This is a genomic window from Pseudomonas sp. LPB0260, from assembly GCF_013388395.1.
In genome coordinates, this window is sequence record NZ_CP058247.1 from 6,317,807 (window position 1) to 6,337,248 (window position 19,442).

At 65.0% G+C, this 19,442-nt stretch carries 17 protein-coding genes and 1 pseudogene; 14 read left to right on the forward strand and 4 right to left on the reverse strand.

The window, feature by feature from the left end:
* Positions 1 to 41 precede the first annotated feature (41 nt).
* The 10 genes from LPB260_RS28570 (at position 42) to LPB260_RS28615 (ending at position 9,599) form a co-directional block, all read left to right on the forward strand.
* A complete protein-coding gene (locus LPB260_RS28570; protein ID WP_208709489.1) occupies positions 42 to 701 on the forward strand; it encodes a hypothetical protein in 660 nt (219 codons plus the stop codon).
* Positions 702 to 741: 40 nt separating this feature from the next.
* On the forward strand, positions 742 to 1,764 hold the full coding sequence (locus LPB260_RS28575; protein WP_208709491.1) for a DUF1611 domain-containing protein: 1,023 nt from the start codon (positions 742 to 744) through the stop codon (positions 1,762 to 1,764).
* Positions 1,761 to 3,422, forward strand: a complete 1,662-nt coding sequence (locus LPB260_RS28580) for an ABC transporter ATP-binding protein (protein ID WP_208709493.1) — start codon at positions 1,761 to 1,763, stop codon at positions 3,420 to 3,422. Before LPB260_RS28575 ends, LPB260_RS28580 begins: the two co-directional genes overlap by 4 nt.
* Positions 3,409 to 4,179, forward strand: a complete 771-nt coding sequence (locus LPB260_RS28585) for a hypothetical protein (protein ID WP_208709495.1) — start codon at positions 3,409 to 3,411, stop codon at positions 4,177 to 4,179. The genes LPB260_RS28580 and LPB260_RS28585 overlap by 14 nt, the downstream gene beginning before the upstream one ends.
* 4 nt (positions 4,180 to 4,183) lie before the next feature.
* Complete coding sequence (locus LPB260_RS28590; protein ID WP_208709497.1) at positions 4,184 to 4,588, forward strand: hypothetical protein; 405 nt, start codon at positions 4,184 to 4,186, stop codon at positions 4,586 to 4,588.
* Between the two features lie 115 nt (positions 4,589 to 4,703).
* Positions 4,704 to 5,465: an SDR family oxidoreductase gene (locus LPB260_RS28595; RefSeq protein WP_208709499.1), complete on the forward strand. Its 762-nt coding sequence runs from the start codon at positions 4,704 to 4,706 to the stop codon at positions 5,463 to 5,465.
* Between the two features lie 280 nt (positions 5,466 to 5,745).
* On the forward strand, positions 5,746 to 6,087 hold the full coding sequence (locus LPB260_RS28600) for a ribonuclease E inhibitor RraB (protein ID WP_208709501.1): 342 nt from the start codon (positions 5,746 to 5,748) through the stop codon (positions 6,085 to 6,087).
* A gap of 355 nt (positions 6,088 to 6,442) precedes the next feature.
* Positions 6,443 to 7,852 (forward strand): circularly permuted type 2 ATP-grasp protein, encoded by a 1,410-nt coding sequence (locus LPB260_RS28605; RefSeq protein ID WP_208709503.1) that lies wholly within the window; start codon positions 6,443 to 6,445, stop codon positions 7,850 to 7,852.
* A 2-nt stretch (positions 7,853 to 7,854) separates the two neighbouring features.
* Positions 7,855 to 8,805 carry an alpha-E domain-containing protein gene (locus LPB260_RS28610; protein WP_208709505.1) on the forward strand — a complete coding sequence of 317 codons (951 nt, stop codon included), beginning with the start codon at positions 7,855 to 7,857 and terminating at the stop codon, positions 8,803 to 8,805.
* Positions 8,802 to 9,599: a transglutaminase family protein gene (locus LPB260_RS28615; RefSeq protein ID WP_208709507.1), complete on the forward strand. Its 798-nt coding sequence runs from the start codon at positions 8,802 to 8,804 to the stop codon at positions 9,597 to 9,599. The genes LPB260_RS28610 and LPB260_RS28615 overlap by 4 nt, the downstream gene beginning before the upstream one ends.
* A gap of 94 nt (positions 9,600 to 9,693) precedes the next feature.
* Here LPB260_RS28615 and LPB260_RS28620 read toward each other — a convergent pair whose 3' ends face one another.
* Positions 9,694 to 10,494, reverse strand: a complete 801-nt coding sequence (locus tag LPB260_RS28620; RefSeq protein WP_208709509.1) for a cytochrome c — start codon at positions 10,492 to 10,494, stop codon at positions 9,694 to 9,696.
* A 752-nt stretch (positions 10,495 to 11,246) separates the two neighbouring features.
* On the opposite strand from LPB260_RS28620, the gene LPB260_RS28625 reads away from it, so the two are divergent.
* The 4 genes from LPB260_RS28625 to LPB260_RS28640 all read left to right on the forward strand — a co-directional run bounded on the left by LPB260_RS28625 (position 11,247) and on the right by LPB260_RS28640 (position 16,457).
* A complete protein-coding gene (locus tag LPB260_RS28625; RefSeq protein WP_208709511.1) occupies positions 11,247 to 12,452 on the forward strand; it encodes an acetyl-CoA C-acetyltransferase in 1,206 nt (401 codons plus the stop codon).
* A 162-nt stretch (positions 12,453 to 12,614) separates the two neighbouring features.
* Positions 12,615 to 14,759 carry a 3-hydroxyacyl-CoA dehydrogenase NAD-binding domain-containing protein gene (locus tag LPB260_RS28630; RefSeq protein WP_208709513.1) on the forward strand — a complete coding sequence of 715 codons (2,145 nt, stop codon included), beginning with the start codon at positions 12,615 to 12,617 and terminating at the stop codon, positions 14,757 to 14,759.
* Between the two features lie 200 nt (positions 14,760 to 14,959).
* Complete coding sequence (locus LPB260_RS28635; protein ID WP_208709515.1) at positions 14,960 to 15,583, forward strand: hypothetical protein; 624 nt, start codon at positions 14,960 to 14,962, stop codon at positions 15,581 to 15,583.
* 145 nt (positions 15,584 to 15,728) lie between these two features.
* Positions 15,729 to 16,457, forward strand: coding sequence for an amidotransferase (locus tag LPB260_RS28640; RefSeq protein WP_208709517.1), 729 nt, complete (start codon positions 15,729 to 15,731; stop codon positions 16,455 to 16,457).
* A 142-nt stretch (positions 16,458 to 16,599) separates the two neighbouring features.
* Here the strand turns inward: LPB260_RS28640 and LPB260_RS28645 are convergent, their stop codons facing one another.
* From LPB260_RS28645 to LPB260_RS29540, 3 genes and pseudogenes are all read right to left on the reverse strand, one after another.
* Positions 16,600 to 17,322: a 1-acylglycerol-3-phosphate O-acyltransferase gene (locus LPB260_RS28645; RefSeq protein WP_208709519.1), complete on the reverse strand. Its 723-nt coding sequence runs from the start codon at positions 17,320 to 17,322 to the stop codon at positions 16,600 to 16,602.
* A gap of 164 nt (positions 17,323 to 17,486) precedes the next feature.
* Positions 17,487 to 18,314 carry a methyl-accepting chemotaxis protein gene (locus LPB260_RS29535; RefSeq protein ID WP_371926172.1) on the reverse strand — a complete coding sequence of 276 codons (828 nt, stop codon included), beginning with the start codon at positions 18,312 to 18,314 and terminating at the stop codon, positions 17,487 to 17,489.
* Between the two features lie 30 nt (positions 18,315 to 18,344).
* Positions 18,345 to 19,367, reverse strand: a pseudogene (locus LPB260_RS29540) (cache domain-containing protein); the annotation flags it as partial.
* Positions 19,368 to 19,442: the final 75 nt, after the last annotated feature.

Genomic DNA, 19,442 nt, shown 5'->3' on the forward strand with positions numbered 1-19,442 from the left:
GGCCCTAAGAACCGCAAATGACCCAGTAGCGGGAGAGACTCATGTCAGTGGCAAGAATTCTTTTTCTGATTATCTGTTCGTCGATGCTGGCGCTGGGCGCCCAGGCCAGGCCGGCGGTCGGAACGGTAGCCCTCTATTCCGACGGCACGGTGGAAAAACTCGTTGCCTATGACGGCAACCGAGCAGTCTGGGAGGACACCCGCAAGCGCCGCTATACCTACGGCAACAACCCCCTGTCGCTGGTTCTGGCCCGTGAAGATCTGCTACGCCCGACGCGCAGCTACACGGTTGACGTGAAGTCCGGCGACCCTGCGCGTCTGCTCGGGGCCTCCGCCGGAAGCGCTGAACGTTTCGTGCTGAGACGAATCTATCGTGATGGTCGAAGGAAACTGCGCGAGTGGCAGTGCCAGTCCTTGGGCAAGGGGTCTTTTTCACTCGCGGGGCAAACGCTGGGCACCGAGCGTTACAGCTGTCTGCGCAGTTATCGCAACAGCAGCGGCTCCTCGCGCAAGGACGAGCGCCTGATCACCTATGCCCCCAGCCTGAACCTGATCGTCGCGTTGGAGCGGACCAGGACCAAGGTCTATCGAAAACGCGCAGACAAGACCACCACCACGAACCGCACCCTGAAGCATCTGTTAGCCCCCCAGGAAGCCAACGCCAAAAGGATCAGGCAAATCCACCGCCAATTGGCGAAGTGAGCAGGCCATGATCGATTCATCAGCGTCACTTCAGCAGCGTTTGCAGAAGGCCAAGCAGAGTTACGTAACCCGCCACCTCGAGCTTGCCGCCTGTCACGCGCTGCTACCCTTTCAGCCGGTAGCCTTGGGCGATCTTTTGCTCGCCCGTGTCACCAAGATCCGCCAGCATCCGCGTATCGAACTGCCTTGCGGGCGGCGTGCCAATCTGTTCGTCGACGACGAAGTGATTCTGGCGGCCGGCAACCGATACGCCACCGACCAGTTCGCCGCGACGCTGCCGATCGGCAGCAGCGCTTATCTGGTCGCCGGCGGCGGTATCGCCGCCGAGGTCATCAGTCGTCATGCGTCGGTCAAGCCGGCGACCGAGATCGAGATCCTCGGTCTGCTGGCAGACGAGCAGCAACAGGTCCTCAATCTCAGTCGCTTCGTCACCCTGGCGAATGCTCCGGAGCCGTTGGCAACGGGTGGCATGCGCATCTTGCTGGTGGTCGGCACGGGCATGAACAGTGGCAAGACCACCTTGGCCACCGCCCTGGTTTCCACCCTCTGCCGTCAGGCTTGCCGAGTGGTGGCGGCCAAGTTGACCGGCACCGGGTCGGGACCCGACGTCTGGCGCTTTCGCGATGCCGGGGCAATGGCCGCCTTCGACTTTACCGACGCGGGTCTGCCGGGTACCTGGAAACAGCCGACCGAACGCCTCTTCACCATCGCCAGGCAGATCATCAACGCATCCTGCACCCATGAGGCGCAATACCTGGTGATCGAGTTGGCCGATGGCATCCTGCAGGAGGAAACCAAGGCGCTGATCGAGCACCGGGACTTCATGTCGCTTTGCGATGGCTGCTTCTGCGCCGCCGATTGCGCGCCAGGTGCGCTGATGCTGGTCCAGCAGCTGGCGCCGAGCAGGGTCCCGGTGCTGGCGATCAGCGGAACCCTGACCAGGGCGCCTCTGCTCATTGAGGAGGTCCGCCATCATACGGGCTTGCCCGTTCTCACCCTGGATCAGGTCTACGATCCGCGCACGGTGGATATCGTCCTTGGAGAACTGAGTCCGGTGCGATGAGCAGGTTGGCCGAGGTCACTGGTAATCGGCGCTGGCTCGGCCTGGTCGGGCTGAGCCTGATCGGCATGCTGCAGTCCCTCTCGCTGCTGTTCTTCATCATGCAGATTCGCAACCGGATAATGGCCCAGGAAGGCCCGTTCCTCGAGGGCCTGCTGCTGCTCGTGCCCCTGGTGTTCCTGCTGTCGGCCGGCCGCTTCATGGAGCGGACGGTGGCGGAGAAGTTGGCCCAGAGCTATGTCCACGAGGTCCGCACGCAGATCTTCGAGCATTTCCTCTGCCTGCCCACCGCGGACGCCTTGCGCGTCGGACGGGGTACCTTGCTGATGCGCCTGACCGGTGACCTGCTGGCGCTGCGCAACTGGCTGGTCGAGGGGGTGGCGCGTATGACGGTGCTGACCGTCTGGCTGTCGGTGGCGCTGGTCACCTTGCTGGTGCTCGATCCGCTGCTGGTCGCGGTGCTAGGCGGCCTGGCGGCCGCCGCCGTGCCGATCTACTGGCTGGGCGGGCGATACTTCTACGACGCCAGCAGCAACACCCGCAAGCATCGTTCGCGGTTGATGAACTACATGAGCCAGCGCATCGCCGCCGTGACGCTGATTCAATCGGTGAATCAGGCCGGTCGCGAGGCGCGGCGTTTTCGCCGGCTGAGCAACGACATGCACCGCTGGCAGCTCAAGCGCGCACAAGGCGGCGGCTGGCTGCGGGCCGGCACCGAGTTCATCAGCCTGACCCTGGTGGGGTTGCTGGCGTTGGTGGGGCACAGTCGTGTGCTCAGCGGCCACCTGTCGGCGGATGAGTTCGTCATGGTGATCATCGTGTCCCTCTACATGTTGCCGCAGATGCGCCGCCTCGGGCGAATCTACGAATACTGGACCCAGTACCAGTTGGCCCGCTTCAAGCTGCAGCGGTTTCTGCGTCGGAACCCCGTTGCCCCAGGTGGGCGCCGGCTCAAGTTGCCCGTTGGCGCACCGGTTTCCGTCACGCTGTCCATCGCTGCGGAGGGGGGCGTCGAGCGCCGGTTGTCTGCACCGGCCGGCGCACGGGTGCTGCTCTCGGGCGCCTCGGGGAGCGGCAAGAGCCGCCTGCTGCGTGCGATGGCCGGCATCGAGCCCATGCCTGGACTGAGCGGCAGTCTCGATGCCATTTCCCTGGATGAGCTGGCCGCGAGCGAGCGGCAGCGACGTATCGTCTTGATCGGTGAGCCCGCGACGTTCTGGCAGACCTCCATTCGGGAGAACCTGATCTACGGCATGCGCCGCGGTGACCAGCCGGACATCGAGCAGGTCATTGATCTGTGCGGTTTGCGCAGCCTGGCCGAGAGATTGCCCAACGGCCTGGATAGCCGCCTGGGCGCCAAGGGAATCCAGCTGTCGAGCGCGGAAGAGTTCCGTTTGATGCTTGCGCGCGGTTTGCTGAGGCGTCCCTCGTTGCTGCTCATCGATCATGCCTCGGCGTCGAGTGACTCGACGATCGATGAGCTGCTGGCCAAGGTCGGCAGCACCTTTCCCGGAACCATGATTGTCGCCCGTTCCGACGCGAGCAAGCCGCAATGGGCGACCAAGTACTGGACCCTGTCTGCGCCGCCGCTCGGTGTTGTGAAGCCGATTTCGACGACGGTGCGGACCGCCAGCGGGGAGACTCACCATGAAAACAGCTGAGCTTTACAGCACGCGTGAACTGTCGGCATGGCTCTATGAACCGGCCACGCTGAGGGACGCCAGCCGCTTGTTTGTCTGTGTCCACGGCATCTCGCGTAACGCCCGCGAGCAGCAGGAGGCCTTCAGGGCGACGGCCGATGAGCTGGGGGTGCGCCTGTTGGCCCCTGAGTTCAGCCACGACCGCTTTCCTGGCTACCAGCGCCTGGACACTGGGCTCGGGCTGACCCGCGCCGATCTCGCCTTCAACCGCATGCTGATGAGCCTGGGCAGTGACCTGCAGGTACCGGGGTGGGCGCTGGACATGTTTGGCTATTCGGGCGGCGCGCAGTTCTGCCACCGTTATGCGCTCTGTTATCCCGCGCGCACCCGCAGCCTGGTGCTCACGGGCGCCGGTTGGTACACCTTTCCCGACCGCGCCGTGAAGTACCCGCGCGGGTTGGCCAACTGGCCATCCGTACTGCCGGGACCGGCGGCGGCAGAGGCGATGACCAGGATTCCCACGCTGGTGCTAGTCGGCGATCGCGATACGCTGCGCGATGCCAGCCTGCGCAAGGGCGAGCGCATCGACAAGCAGCAGGGCCGCAATCGCCTGGTCAGAGCGCACAAGTGGGTCGAATGCTGGCGACAACTGGGCCACGCAGCCAGGCTTGAACTCGCCGAATTGCAGGGTGGCGAGCACGATTTCGCCCTGTGCGCCGAGCAGACCGACATGCTGCAAAGAGTTTCCCGCTTCCTGGCACGGCCAGAAGGACACTGAGGATATGAAGACACTATTGATGAGTTCCCTTGGCGCGCTCCTGCTCGCAGGCTGCACGACCCTGGCCGTTCCCAACAAGGACGCTCCGCAGTTGCTCGACGCCAGGCAAGTGACCGCCGCCTTTTCCGGCAACACCGTGCGCTCCTACAACCGCTCCCGCAAGATCAATACCTATACCTACTACGCTGCGGACGGCAGCGTGCTGCAGGAGCGCTTCTGGGAGGTGCGCAAGGGGCGTTGGCAGGTCATGCCCGATGGCCAGATGTGCCTGGTCTTCGCGAAGAAGTCCTGCCGTTTCATCGGCCGGGTCGGCGACAAGCTGTACAAGTATCGGCGCAGCTCCAACGGGCAGCTGAAGGCGATCATTCGCTACTCTGACTTTACAACCGGTAACTACGTCGGGTTGTAGGTGGTGGACTCCAGCGATGCTCAGTGCAGTCTTCTGACGTATTGTTGTAGTCAGCCCGTCTGGCGCGGTTCGTCCTGCGTCGGGCGTTGATCGTCCTGAGCCAGCGAGGGGCTGAGTGGATAATATCCTGATCACCGGCGCCGCTTCGGGCATTGGCGCCGCCACGGCCCGGTTGTTTCATTCCCGCGGCTGGACGGTCGGCCTGCTCGACATCAATCACCATGACCTGGCCGAACTGGCGAGCGAGCTGGGTGGCGTCTGGCACGCCGAGCTGGACGTGGCCGACCCGGATGCGGCGCAGCTGGCGCTGGCGGATTTCTGCGCCATGCATGGCGGACAGTTGCGTCTGCTGTTCAACTGCGCGGGGCTGATGAGCTGCGGCTACTTCGAGGAAATCCCCCAGGCCGAGCAGATGCGGATGCTCCAGGTCAATGTGCTCGGCGTACTCAACATGAGCCATGCGGCATTCCCCTACCTCAAGGACACCAGCAATGCCCAGGTGATCAACATGGGTTCGGCCTCCGCGGTCTACGGCGTGCCGCACCTGGCCAGCTACTCGGCGTCGAAGTTCGCCGTGCGCGGCCTGACCGAGGCGCTGGAGCTGGAGTGGCTCAGGCATGGCATCCGGGTTGGCGACCTGATGCCGCCCTTCGTCGCCACGCCGATGCTCGCCAATCAGCACTTCGACGCGCCGGTGATGCGTCGCCTGGGCGTCCGGCTGCAGGCCCGGGACGTCGCCGAGGCGGTCTGGCAGCAGGCCCAGGGGGCTGCGGTGCATCGCCCGGTCGGTCTGCGTTTCCGGCTGCTGTACTGGGCCGCGCAGCTCGCGCCCGCCTGGCTCAATCGGCTGATCATGAGCCGGCTGAGCCGCGAGTAGCCTGGACAGCCGCTGGCCGTCGGTCGCCGTCGAAACGTTTCGTGATGGGTTGTCGCAGCAAAGTTGCCCGGCTCGCGCTAACCTGCAATAGACGGCTCTGAATCATTCGATCTGAATGGCGCAACGTCGACCAGCCCTGGCTTCAGGTCTGGCTTATGACACATCAAGCAGCACTTGCTTGATTCTCGGGCGGCACCTTCGGGTGTCGCGACACCGCCGCAGTAAAGACGGTTGCAATGGGAAAGCGGTTAATCCATCCATCGCCTGAGGAGATCACTTCATGAGCACAGCCTTGCACGATGATGTCAGCAGCGGAGTATTACGGCGGATGAAGGAGGGCGGTTTCGACTTTGCCAGCTTCCATCCAATCGAGTTCTACGCCATTTTCCCGGACGAGGAGCGGGCCCGCATGGCGACCAGGAACTTTCGTGGAGAGTCCTTGCATGCCCTGGTGACCGAGCGCGATGACGGCGCCTGGCACCTGCAGGTGAGCAAGGTGATGTATGCGACCCATGCCGGTATCGGCGACTTCGAGCATGACCTGGAGTCGGTGGTGGTACCCCTAGGCGGCACCCTGGATGGCTGGGGGGTGACGCAGGAGGTCAAGGCTTCGCGGCCCTGATCGCCGGCCTGCAGCAGGCCCTCATCGGCTCACGGCCGGTGAGGGCGCGAGCCGCACCCTTCCCTGAATCGACTCCGCGGCACACCCTGTGCACATTCGCGGGGGCTCGCAGTCGACCATCTTCGTCGCACCGGCCGGCGGCAAATCGGCGAGTGCCTATACTCAACGTTAGTGATTTCTGATCGTGGCGCTCAATGCCGCGTCTTGGGGCGCGCTGAGTTCGATTGTTCGCCCTGCTGTGCCGTCTTGGTGCGGGTAACCACCATCAGCTGCCTATCAGATTGAACTTTCAGGGATAAGCCTGATGGCTCGGGCTTTGCAACGCTCTAGTGCATCCGGGGGCAAGGAGTACGGCATGGCGCGAACTTACTACGATGAGATGTACCTGGCGAACGGCGAGTGCCGGGAGCACTACCGCGAATTCACCCGTTGGCTGGCCGAAACGCCTAAGGATTCGCTGGCCCAGCGGCGGCGCGAGGCCGACCTGTTGTTCCACCGAGCCGGCATCACTTTCACCCTCTACGGCGATGACCAGGGCACCGAACGGCTGATTCCCTTCGACATCATTCCGCGCAGCATTCCGGCGAGCGAGTGGCGCATGGTCGAGCGCGGCTGCATCCAGCGGGTGCAGGCGCTGAACATGTTCCTCGCCGACCTCTACCACGACCAGCGCATCCTCAAGGCCGGCATCATCCCGGCCGAGCAGGTGCTGACCAACGAGGGCTATCAGATGGCGATGCAGGGTCTCGACCTGCATCGCGACATCTACGCCCATATCGCCGGGGTCGACCTGGTACGCGACGGCGATGGCAGCTATTACGTGCTGGAAGACAACCTGCGCACGCCCAGCGGTGTCAGCTATATGCTCGAGGACCGCAAGATGATGATGCGGCTGTTCCCCGAGCTGTTCTCCGCGCAACGGGTGGCGCCGATCAATCACTACCCGAGCCTGTTGCTCGATACCCTGAAGAGCTCCAGCGCGCTGGATAATCCCACCGTGGTGGTGCTGACCCCGGGGCGTTTCAACAGCGCCTATTTCGAGCACGCCTTCCTCGCCCGCGAGATGGGCGTCGAGCTGGTCGAGGGCGCCGACCTGCTGGTGCGCGACGACAAGCTGTATATGCGTACCACCTCGGGGGCCAAGCAGGTGGACGTGGTCTACCGGCGCATCGACGATGCCTACCTCGATCCACTGGCCTTCAACCCGGATTCCATGCTCGGCGTGCCGGGGCTGCTGTCGACCTACCGCTCCGGCAACGTGGTGCTGGCCAACGCCATTGGCACCGGGGTGGCGGACGACAAGTCGATCTACCCCTATGTCGACGAGATGATCCGTTTCTACCTGGACGAGGACGCCATTCTCAAGAACGTGCCGACCTGGCAATGCCGCAAGCCCGAGGAGCTGTCCCATGTGCTGGCCAACCTGCCCGAGCTGGTGGTCAAGGAAACCCAGGGCTCGGGTGGCTACGGCATGCTGGTCGGGCCGGCGGCGAGCAAGGCGGAGATCGAGGATTTCCGCGCCCGGCTGATCGCCCGACCGGAGGCCTACATCGCCCAGCCAACCCTGTCGCTGTCGACCTGCCCGACCTTCGTCGAGAACGGCATCGCCCCGCGCCACATCGACCTGCGCCCGTTTGTCCTGTCCGGTCGCGAAACTCGCCTGGTGCCAGGCGGCCTGACGCGCGTGGCATTGCGCGAAGGCTCGCTGGTGGTCAACTCGTCGCAAGGCGGCGGGACCAAGGACACCTGGGTAGTGGAGGATTAATCATGCTGTCGAGAACCGCCTCCGATCTGTACTGGATGTCCCGTTATCTGGAGCGCGCCGAGAACCTCGCGCGCATGCTCGACGTCAGCTATTCGCTGTCGCTGATGCCGCAGGATGGCAGCGGCGATGGCCTGGATGAACTGGCCATGCCATTGCTGATCACCGGCACCCTGGACGAGTACCTGGAGCGCCATGGCCAGATGCATGCCGAGCGCATGCTGAACTTCTTCGCCCTGGATGCCGACAACCCGGCGAGCATCTATTGCTGCCTGCAGGCCGCGCGCACCAATGCCCATGCGGTCCGCGGCCGCATCACCGGCGACATGTGGGAGAACATCAACGCCACCTGGCTGGAGATTCGCGGCATCTCCGAACAGGGCTTGGGGCGTTTCGGCATCAGCCGCTTCTGCGAGTGGGTCAAGGAGCGCTCGCACCTGTTCCGCGGCGCCACCTTCGGCACCATCATGCGGGGCGATCCCTACCGTTTCATTCGCCTGGGCATCTTCATCGAGCGCGCCGACAACACCCTGCGCCTGCTCGATGCCCGCTACGAACTGCTCGGCGAGGACATCGACGAGATCGACGGCCGCCCGGCGCGCAGCTATTACCAGTGGACCGCCTTGCTCAGGGCGTTGTCGTCCTTCGAGGCCTTCGCCGAGATCTACCGCGGCTCGCCAGGGGCGCGCAAGGTGTCCGAACTGCTGCTGCTGCGCCCGGAGGTGCCGCGCTCGCTGCGCGCCTGCCTGGAGGAGCTCAACCTGATGCTCGCCAACCTGCCCGGCGAGAACGGCCGCCCGGCCCAGCGCCTGGCCGCCGAGCTGGAGGCGCGCCTGCGCTATACCGGCATCAACGAAATTCTCGATGAGGGGCTGCATGCCTGGCTCACCGAGTCCATCCAGCAGGTCCGCCTGCTGGGCCAAGCCATCCAAACGTCATACCTGGAGGTAGCATGAGACTGTCGATTAGCCATGACACCACCTACCACTACGAAGACCAGGTGCGTGCGAGCATCCAGTACCTGCGTGTGACCCCCCACGACAGCGAGCGCCAGCACGTGATCAGCTGGCAGCTCAAGCTGCCCCATCCGGTCCGTGCGCAACTCGACCCATTCGGCAATATCCTGCATGTGCTGACCCTGGATGAGCCCCACGACACCGTGGTGATCGGCGCTCACGGCGAGGTAGAGATCGACGAGCACCGCGAAGCGGAGCACGAGGATCATTCCGCCTTGCCGTTCCTGCGCAGCACCAGCCTGACCTCGGCGGACGAGGCGATGCGTGAGTTCGCCGTGCAGCACTGCCAGCAACGTCGCGACCGCGCAGCGCTGATCGACCTGATGCACGCATTGAACGCGCATATCAGCTACCTGCCGGGCAGCACCGAGACGGGGACCAGCGCCGCCGAAGCCTTCGCCGGGCGCCAGGGGGTCTGCCAGGATCAGGCCCACGCCTTTCTCGCCTGTACCCGCAGCCTGGGGATTCCGGCACGTTACGTTTCCGGCTACCTGTTCACCGGCGACGACGAGCAGCTGGCCAGTCACGCCTGGGCCGAAGCCTGGCTGGACGACGCCTGGTACAGCTTCGACGTGACCAACTGCCTGGCCATCGCCGAGCGCCATCTGAAGCTGGCCGTGGGCCTGGATTACCTGGACGCCTGCCCGGTACGCGGCGTGCGTCGCGGTGGCGGCGGCGAGCAGATGAACGCGAAGCTGGCCGCTCCACCGCAGTTGCGCGCCCGGGCCCAGTGACGGCTACATGGCCATGTCTGCGCCGCTATGACCGGGGCGGCGCGCCAGGCGATGACGGGCGTGCAGCGCCTGGTCAGGCCCGCGCAGTCGCGGGCTAAGGGGCCGTCACCTTGCGTTGCGCCATATGCCGCAGGTAGTCGAGCAACTGGGCCAGTTCGCTGTCGCTCAGCTGGGCCTGGGCGAAGCCCGGCATCCGTCCCTGGGGCCAGCGCCGCAGGCTTTGCGGATTGCGGATGTAGCGGGCGAGGAAGTCGCCGGCGAAGTATTCGGTGGGGTTGTGTGGAATGTTCAGGTCGGGGCCGAACCTGGAATCGCCCGCGCCGTTCAGCCGATGACAGGCCATGCAATGCTTCTGGTACTGGGCGAAGCCCGCGTTGATCTGCTTGCCGGCGTTGCGTGCCGGCAGCAGCTGCGGAAAGCGCTGTGCGAGCGGCGCCAGTCTGCGGATCTGGGCGATGCGGAACGGCCATTGCTCCGGGCCGATGCGAGCGGCCGCGGGGTTTGTCCAGACCAGGTAGAAGGGCCCTGCGCTGGGCTTGTTGGGCGCCAGTGGTGGCCAGGGCTGGGCCGGGTCCTCCACCGCCAGCCAGGCCACGGCGCCGCTCGAGCCGAGCAGTAGCGAGGCCGGCAGTTCGGCGGCAAAACCGTCGCTGGCCACCGCCTGCAGATGATCTTCCACTCCTACGCCTTGCAGCAGTGCAGCCAGCGGCACGGCCCGGTAGCTCATGCTGCGTTTGTAGCTGACGTCCTCGCCGATCTCGATGCGTTGTGCCCGCGGATGGGCGAGCAGCTCGGCGCTGCTCCAGTTGCGGCTGCCTGGGCCAATGTCCAGGCGCAGGTCGGCGCCCTGCACGCTGGCGCTCAGTACCATCAGGGCGACTATCAGTCCACGCATGTTCGTTTCTGCCGCTGTTCGAAAGGTCGGAGATGCCGGCCGCTTCGCGCCGCGATGGGCGTGCACGAATACGGAGGCGTGGGCCCAAGGCCCACAGCCGCCGATTCTAGCGTGACAGGGTGGTATCCCGCTTTGCGCTGTGCGTAACGCGCTACGGCGACGCCCGGCGCCAGGGATGGTGGCGGGTCAGCTGACCAGACGGGTCAAGTTGGGAAGGATCAGGATAACGGTGGTGGCAAAGACGATCAGGCTTGCTTGCCGAAACTTGGGTTGTCTGAACATGGCCATCTGCCTTTTATTTATTGTTGGAGTGGCGTCGGGTGCCTGCTCGCCAGGCATCCTGGACTACGGCGTCACACCAGGCGTGGACTGACATCCCGCCCCGGCAATACCCGGCGGCGGTCCTTGGCATGTGTTGATCACTGCATTCCAGCTCCTGTAACTCTAGGGGGCGCATCAGGTTTTTATTAGATGACTTGGTTTCAATAACCACTCTGTTTGGAACATCGGGTTATCGGGAATGACTCACTCCACTGCGCCGCGCCTTGAGCCAGACGCTCCACGCTGGGCCGTGCCGGTAAAGGGCCAGTAGCCGACCGTTTGTCTGAACGGAGTGGTCAATGGCCCTGAGCATTTAGGTCATTGAGCCTGGCGGGGCCAGGGGTATGGTAGAGCGGATCAACGATGGCAGCGCCCGGCGAAGAGCGGCGGAGCCCTGCCGTTATCCAGCCCCAGGGAGGTCCGAGGACGCCATGACCGAAGCATTCATTTTCGATGCACTGCGCACGCCCCGCGGCAAAGGCAAGAAGGACGGGGCGCTGTACAGCGTCAAGCCGGTCAGCCTGGTCGCCGGCCTGCTGACAGCGCTGCAGCGGCGCAATGGCCTGGACACCAGCCAGGTCGATGACGTCGTCCTTGGCTGTGTCACGCCGGTGGGCGATCAGGGGGCCGACATCGCCAAGACCGCGGCCATGCTCGCGGACTGGGACGTCAGCGTCAGCGGCGTGCAACTCAACCGCTTCTGCGCCTCGGGTCTGGAGGCGGTGAATATCGGGGCGATGAAGGTGCGTTCGGGCTTCGAGGACCTAGTGGTGGTCGGTGGCGTGGAGTCCATGTCGCGCGTGCCCATGGGTTCGGACGGCGGTGCCTGGGCGATGGACCCGGAAACCAATCTGCACAGCCAGTTCGTCCCGCAGGGCATAGGCGCCGACCTGATCGCCACCCTGGAGGGCTTCAGCCGCGCAGATGTCGATGCCTTCGCCCTACGTTCGCAGCAGAAGGCCGCGCGCGCCAGCGCCGACGGTTCGTTCAGCAAGTCCCTGGTGCCGGTCTGCGACCAGAATGGCATCGTCCTGCTCGAGCATGACGAGTTCATTCGCGGCGACTCGACCCTGGCGGGGCTGGGCAAGCTCAAGCCGAGCTTCGAGATGATGGGCCAGATGGGCTTCGATGCCACGGCCCTGCGTGTCTACAGCCAGGTCGAGCGCATCGACCATGTGCATACTCCGGGCAACAGCTCGGGCATCGTCGATGGGGCCGCGCTGATGCTCATCGGCTCCGCCGCCAAGGGCCGGGAACTGGGTCTCAAGCCCCGCGCGCGCATCGTCGCCAGCGCGGTGACCGGTACCGATCCGACCATCATGCTCACCGGCCCGGCGCCGGCTACCCGCAAGGCGCTGGCCAAGGCCGGGCTCAAGGTGGAGGACATCGACCTGTTCGAGGTCAACGAGGCCTTCGCCTCGGTGGTGCTGAAATTCATGAAGGACATGGGCGTGAGCGAAGACCGGGTCAACGTCAACGGCGGCTCCATCGCCATGGGGCACCCGCTGGGCGCCACCGGTTGCGCCATCCTCGGCACCCTGCTCGACGAACTGGAAGCGCGGCAGCTGCGCTATGGCCTGGCCACCCTCTGTGTCGGCGGCGGCATGGGCATCGCCACCATCATCGAACGGATCTAAGGAGTCTTCATCGGCCACTGCGCGCGACCCTGCAGCGTGAGAGTCGAGCGGTAATGCGCATCTACAGCCCGTAGCCTGCGCTTGCCCCTCGACTGTCGCCACGTCTGATCCGCGATTCTGACGCCTGTGAAGAGCTCCCCAACTGACTTGGGGTTGAAAGAAATGACTGACGCCATTCGTTACGAAAAGGGCCCGGACAATATCGTTGTCCTGACCATGGACATGCCAGGGCAAAGCGCCAACACCATGAACGCGGCGTATCGCGAGGCCATGGGCCAGGTGATCGAGCGCCTGGAGGCCGAGCGCGACGCCATTGCCGGCGTGATCATCAGCTCGGCGAAGAAGACCTTCTTCGCCGGCGGCGATCTCAATGAGCTGATCAAGGTCGGCAAGGCCGACGCCAAGGACTTCTACCAGATGATCCTGCGGATCAAGGGCCAGCTTCGCCGCCTGGAAACCTTGGGCAAGCCGGTGGTGGCCGCGATCAACGGCGCCGCCCTGGGCGGCGGTTGGGAGATCTGCCTGGCCTGTCACCAGCGTATCGCGCTGGATAGCGCCAGCGTGCAGCTCGGCCTGCCGGAGGTGACCCTGGGCCTGCTGCCGGGCGGTGGTGGAGTGGTGCGCATGGTCCGCCTACTTGGCCTGGAAAAGGCCCTGCCTTATCTCCTCGAGGGCAAGAAGGTACGCCCGCAGGCCGCGCTGAAAGCCGGCTTGATCGACCAGCTCGCCTCGGACCAGGGCGACCTGCTGGCCAAGGCGCGCGCCTGGATAGTGGCCAACCCCGAGGCCAGGCAGCCCTGGGACGAGCCGGGCTACAGGATGCCCGGCGGCACCCCGTCCAGCCCGAACGTGGCGCAGATGCTGGCCATCGCGCCGAGTGTGCTGCGGGAAAAGACCAGGGGCTGCTTGCCGGCACCGGAGAAGATCCTCTGCGCCGCGGTCGAGGGCGCCCAGGTGGACTTCGACACCGCGCAGCTCATCGAGGCGCGCTACTTCACCGAGCTGACCACCGGGCAGGTGGCGAAGAACATGATCGGCACCTTCTGGTTCCAGCTCAACCAGATCAATGCCGGCGGCTCGCGACCGCAAGGCCTGGCCCCCTCTACCACGAAGAAGGTCGGGGTCATTGGCGCCGGCATGATGGGCGCGGGCATCGCCCATGTGACGGCCGCGGCGGGGATCGAGGTGGTGCTCAAGGACGTCTCGCTGGAGAGGGCGGAAAAGGGCAAGGGCTATTCGGCCCGGCTGCTGGAGAAGAAGGTCAGCCGTGGGCAGATGAGCGTCGACAAGCGTGACGCCATCCTGGCGCGGATCACGCCCAGCGACAGGGACGCCGATTTCGCCGGCTGCGACCTGATCGTCGAGGCCGTCTACGAGGATCGCGACCTCAAGGCCAATGTCACCGCGGCGGCCGAGCGGGCCGCGCTGAGCGATGCGCTGATCGCCTCGAATACCTCGACGCTGCCGATCACCGGCCTGGCCACCGCGGTGGACGGGCAGGACAGGTTCATCGGCCTGCACTTCTTCAGCCCGGTGGACAAGATGCCGCTGGTGGAGATCATCCGCGGCGAGCATACCAGTGACGCCACCCTGGCCCGCGCCTTCGACTACGTCATGCATATCAACAAGACGCCGATCGTGGTCAGCGACAGCCGCGGCTTCTTCACCTCGCGGGTCTTCGCCACCTACACCCATGAGGGCATGGCCATGCTCGGCGAGGGCGTGTCGGCGGCGCTGATCGAGAACGAGGCGCGCAACGCCGGTATGCCGGTGGGGCCGCTGGCGATCAGTGACGAGGTGTCGCTGAGCCTGATGCAGCATATCCGCCAGCAGACCCTGAAGGACCTGGCCGAGGAGGGCAAGGAGGCGCCCGAACACCCGGCCTTTGCGGTGATCACGCAGATGCTTGAGCAATACCAGCGAGCGGGGAAGGCGGCCGGAGCTGGCTTCTATGAGTACCCCGAGGGCGGCAGGAAATACCTGTGGCCGGAGCTCAAGCGTCATTTCGAGAAGGCCGACCGGCAGATTCCGGCCGCGGACGTGCGCGATCGCATTCTGTTCATCCAGGCGCTCGAAACCGTCAGGTGCCTGGAGGAGGGCGTGTTGCAGTCGACCGCCGACGCCAATATCGGCTCGATCTTCGGCATCGGTTTCGCCGCGTGGACCGGCGGCGCATTGCAGTTCATCAACCAGTACGGTCTCCAGGACTTCGTCGCGCGCGCCCAGTATCTGGCCGAGCAATACGGCGAACGGTTCCTGCCGCCGGCGTTGCTGCTGGAGAAGGCGGCTGGCAAGCAGACGTTCTGAGCGGCGGCAGGCCTTGGCGCTTGCCAGGTGTGGTCCAGTCGTACCGGTGGTCGGTTCAGGCGAACCAATTGCCGGGGCGTTCACGTTTTGCTCAGCGTGTTGCCTCGGTTCGCCGCCGCCTCCGGCGCTACGGCGCTAGACTCTGCGGAGTTACCTGGCCCGATCAGGGCCGTGCTGGCGCCGTATCTTGGAGAGTTGCCATGTTGAAAATAAAGACACTCATGACCTTGTCATTCTGTGCCCTGATGTTGTCGTCGGTGGCCGTGCCGCAGATGAATCTGCTGGTCGACTCCGCCTACGCTAAAGGCGGTGGCGGTGGCGGTGGCGGTGGCGGTGGCGGTGGCGGTGGCGGTAATGGTGGCGGTGGTGGCGGCAACGGTGGCGGTGCTGGCAATGGCGGCGGAGGCGGTCACGGTGGCGGTCACGGCGGTGCTGAGGGCGGTCATGGCCATGGTCACGGCGGCGGCATAGGTGGCGGTCGTGCTGGGCACGCCGAAGGCGGCTCCAACGGCAACGGCAAGGGCAAGGGCGCAAGCGCCAGCGCTGGTCATGGCGCGGCAACCTCCGAAGCGGCGAAATCCAAGGAGACCACTGGCCTGGCCAAGGCCATGTCGGTGGTGGCCAGCACGCCGGCAGCCTTGGCTGCGGCGCTGGGCCTGGAAAACGCCCTGGCCAACAGCACAAAGCATGATGGCGAGGCCGAAGACGGCACCGATGCATCCGACGACGATGCGACCGATACCGATACCGATACCGATACCGATACCGATACCGATTCGGGAGAGGGCGAGGGGGACGCGAGCGGCAGCGAACTGGCCGACTGACCTCGGGCTATCGTGGCGCGACCCAGGCCCGGCTTATCTGCCGGGCCTTTTCATTCTGGCGCTGTCGTCCACTTGCCTTGCGGTCCGTGCTTAGGCAGGCTTGAGCCTTGTAGTCATCACCTCCCGCGTTTCAGGTACCCGCCCCATGTCGCTGCACATCTGCATTCTGGAAACAGACATTCTTCGTCCCGAGTTGATCGATCAGTACCAGGGCTACGGCCGGATGTTCGAGCGGCTCTTCGCGCACCAGCCGATCGCCGCCGAGTTCAGCGTGTATAACGTGATGGAGGGCAACTACCCGCCGGACAGCGCGCATTTCGACGCCTACCTGGTTACCGGCAGCAAGGCCGACTCCTTCGCCACCGATCCGTGGATCGAAACCCTCAAGACCTACCTGCTGGATCGCTACGCCAAGGGCGACAAGCTGCTGGGCGTGTGCTTCGGCCATCAACTGCTGGCGCTGCTGCTCGGCGGCAAGGCCGAGCGTGCCGAGCAGGGCTGGGGCGTGGGCATCCATCGTTATCGCCTGGCGCACCAGCCGGCCTGGATGACGCCGGTACTGGAGGAGCTGACCTTGCTGATCAGCCACCAGGACCAGGTCACCAAGCTGCCCGATAATGCGACGTTGCTGGCCTCCAGCGACTTCTGTCCGATCGCCGCCTATTGCATCGGCGACCAGGTGCTGTGCTTCCAGGGGCATCCCGAGTTCGTTCACGACTATTCCAAGGAACTGCTGGAGATCCGCCAGCAGCACATCGGCGAGCAGGCCTATCGCCAAGGGGTGGACAGCTTGCAGCATGATCACCAGGGCCATACGGTGGCCGAGTGGATGATGCGCTTCGTCGCCCATGGACGCTCGGGGCTGGAGGCTTAAGCGAGACTGCGCGAAGGCCCGGTCCCGCGCGGGGCATTCTGATCCCCGCGCCCTGCCGCGTTCTTGTGGGCTGAAGACCAAGGCGGCGCGCCGGCACGCGCGCCCGAAGGCTCGCGCTTCGCCGCGGCTGGGTATTCGAGGCTCAGGCGCCGGCCAGTTGCCGATCCATCGCGGCGATGCACTGCTGCATCTGCTGGCGGCATTGCTCCATCAGGCGCGGCAGGTCGTCCAGGCTCAGGCCGGCGGTGGGAATGGCTGGCAGCGAGCGGATCAGAATGTCGCCACTGCGCCAGCGGTTCAGGCGCATCCGCCTGACGTAGCTGCTGGCGCACACCGGGATGATGGGCACGCCCGCGGCGATGGCCATCTGAAAGGCGCCTTTCTTGAACGGCAGCATCTCCCCGCCACCATTGCGCGTGCCCTCGGGAAACACCCAGATCGAGGTGTTGCGCTGCTTGAGGGTGTCGGTGGTCTTGAGCATGGCCCGTTTGGCGCGCTGCGCGTTGCTGCGGTCGAGCAGCACGTTGCCCGCCAGCCAGTAGAGTTGGCCGAAGAATGGCAGCCACTTCAGGCTTTTCTTGCCGATGCTGACGGTACGCTGCGGCACCACGCGACCGAGGACGTAGAGGTCGTAGTTGGACTGGTGATTGGCGATTATCACGCAGGCGGGATGGTGCTCCAGCAGCGGCTTGACGTCGGTCTTCACTTTCAGGCCAAGCAGGCAGAGCGCCGGTAGGGAGTAGAGGCGGGCGCAGATGCGGCTGTTGTCCGGGTTGAACGGCCGACAAAGGCCGAGCAGCAGGCCAAGCAGGCCGGCCAGAACGAAGTGCACGGCCATCGCTAGCATGCGCAGAAGAAACAGCATTGGGAACGCCCGACAGGAGAAAGGGCGCGCAGTGTAGGGGGGCGCTCTGCACTCGGCAAATACTGCTGATCGGTGGCGCTGGCCGGGCTCGGCCACGAGCGAGGCGCCTGCCTGGCGCTCGCTCGATGCCAGCGGGCGGCTCGCCCGCTGGTCCTGTCGTCGACTCAGACCTTGAAGCGGCCCAGCAGGCGATCCTGTTGCCCGACCTGGTCGACCATCACCGCGCACTGGCGAACCTGCTGCTCGGCGCCGTTGGCGACCTCATGGCTGATGTCGCGAATGTTGGTGGTGTTGCGGTTGATCTCCTCGGTGGTGGCGCTCTGCTCTTCGGCTGCGGTGGCGATCTGCAGGTTCATGTCGTTGATGCGGGTGATCGCCTCGCGGATGCGTCCCAGCATGGCGTTGGCAGCGCTGGCGTCCTCGGCGGTCTGGCTGGCGGTGTCGCGGCTCTGCTGCATACGCGCCTCCGCCTGTTTCACCCCGGACTGCAGCTGATCGATCATCTGGCGGATTTCCTGGGTGGATTGCTGGGTGCGCGAGGCGAGCGAGCGCACCTCGTCGGCCACCACGGCGAAGCCGCGTCCGGACTCGCCGGCACGGGCGGCTTCGATGGCGGCGTTGAGGGCGAGCAGGTTGGTCTGATCGGCGATGCTGGTGATCACCGAGAGGATCGACTCGATGTTGTGGCTGAGCTTGGCCAGCTCGTTGATCGACTGGCTGGTGTCGTTCATCTCATCGGCCAGGCGCTTGATCGCCGCGGTGGACTGGGAAACCACGGCCACGCCGTTCTCGGTCTCGTCGTTGGCGGCGATCGCCGCCTGGGCCGCGGCCTGGGCATTGCGTGCCACCTCTTCGGCGGTGGAGGCCATTTCCTGCATGGCGGTGGCCAGCTGGTCCAGCTCCTGCAGCTGCTCCTGCAGGCGGCCGGAGGCCTGGTCGGCCTCGATCGAGGTCAGCGAGGTGCTTTCGCGCACCTGGCGCGAGCTGCCCATCACATCGCCGATCAGGCCCTGCAGGTTCTGCAGGAAGCCGTTGAACTCCCGCTCGACCGCGGCGATTTCATCATTGCCTTCGGCCGGCAGGCGGCGGGTCAGGTCGCCTTCACCGCTGTTGATATCGCGCAGGGAGTTCTGCAGCTGGCTCAGTGGGCGCAGCAGGTGGGTCATCAGCGCGCCCAGCAGCAGCAGGCTCAGGGCCACGCCGATCAGGGTACCGGTGGCGGCGCGCCAGCTGAGCGCATTGGCCTCGGCCAATACCTTGCTTTCATCCAGCACCACGCCGATATACCAGTCCATGCCCTTGAGGTTGCTCAGCGGGGTGAAGGACACCAGCCGGTCCTGGCCGTTGCCTTTGACGGTGGTCAGTTCTTGCTTGAGGGCCGGGGATTGGCCATCGAACAGCTCGCTCAGCGGTTTGCCGTTCAGCTCGGTGTTCGGGTGGGAGATGATGTTGCCGTTACGGGCCAGCAGGAAGGCATAGCCGGCGCCGTTGAAGTTCAAGGTGTTGATGGTGTCGGAGATGGTCTTCAGGCTGATGTCGCCACCGAAGGCGCCCTTGAACTGGCCACGGTCGCTGAGCTTGGCCACCGCCGAAATCAGGATCTCGCCACTGGCGGCGTCGGGGTAGGGCTCGGTGAGCATCGCTTGATTGGCCGACTTGGCCACCGGGTACCAGGGCCGCTGCCGCGCATCCCAACCCGTAGGGTTCCAGGTCGGGTCATTGGTGATGCGCTCGCCATCGGTGTCGAGCCCGCCGAAGATCAGCAGGAACTGCTGCTTGAGAATCGGTTGGTCGAACACGCGCTGGATCTGCTCGGCGCTGAAGTCGCTGTCGATGTTCTGCGCCATCATGTCGATCAGCTGCAGTTTGCCGTTCAACCAGTTCTCGATCTGGCGGGCCAGGGCGCCGCTCGCATCCTTGATGCTGGATTCGGTCTGCTCGTTGAGGCTGTTGCGGACCTGACTGATTTGCACCAGCGACAGCAGGCTGGTGGTGAGAAACAGCACGGTCGCCGCCGCAAGACCAACCTTATGGGCAATTTTCATAGGCAAATTTTCCTTATTGGGTGCGGGCCCGCCGAAGACTGCTGGAGGCCCGGTACAAGCAAGTCGGCAGGCCGG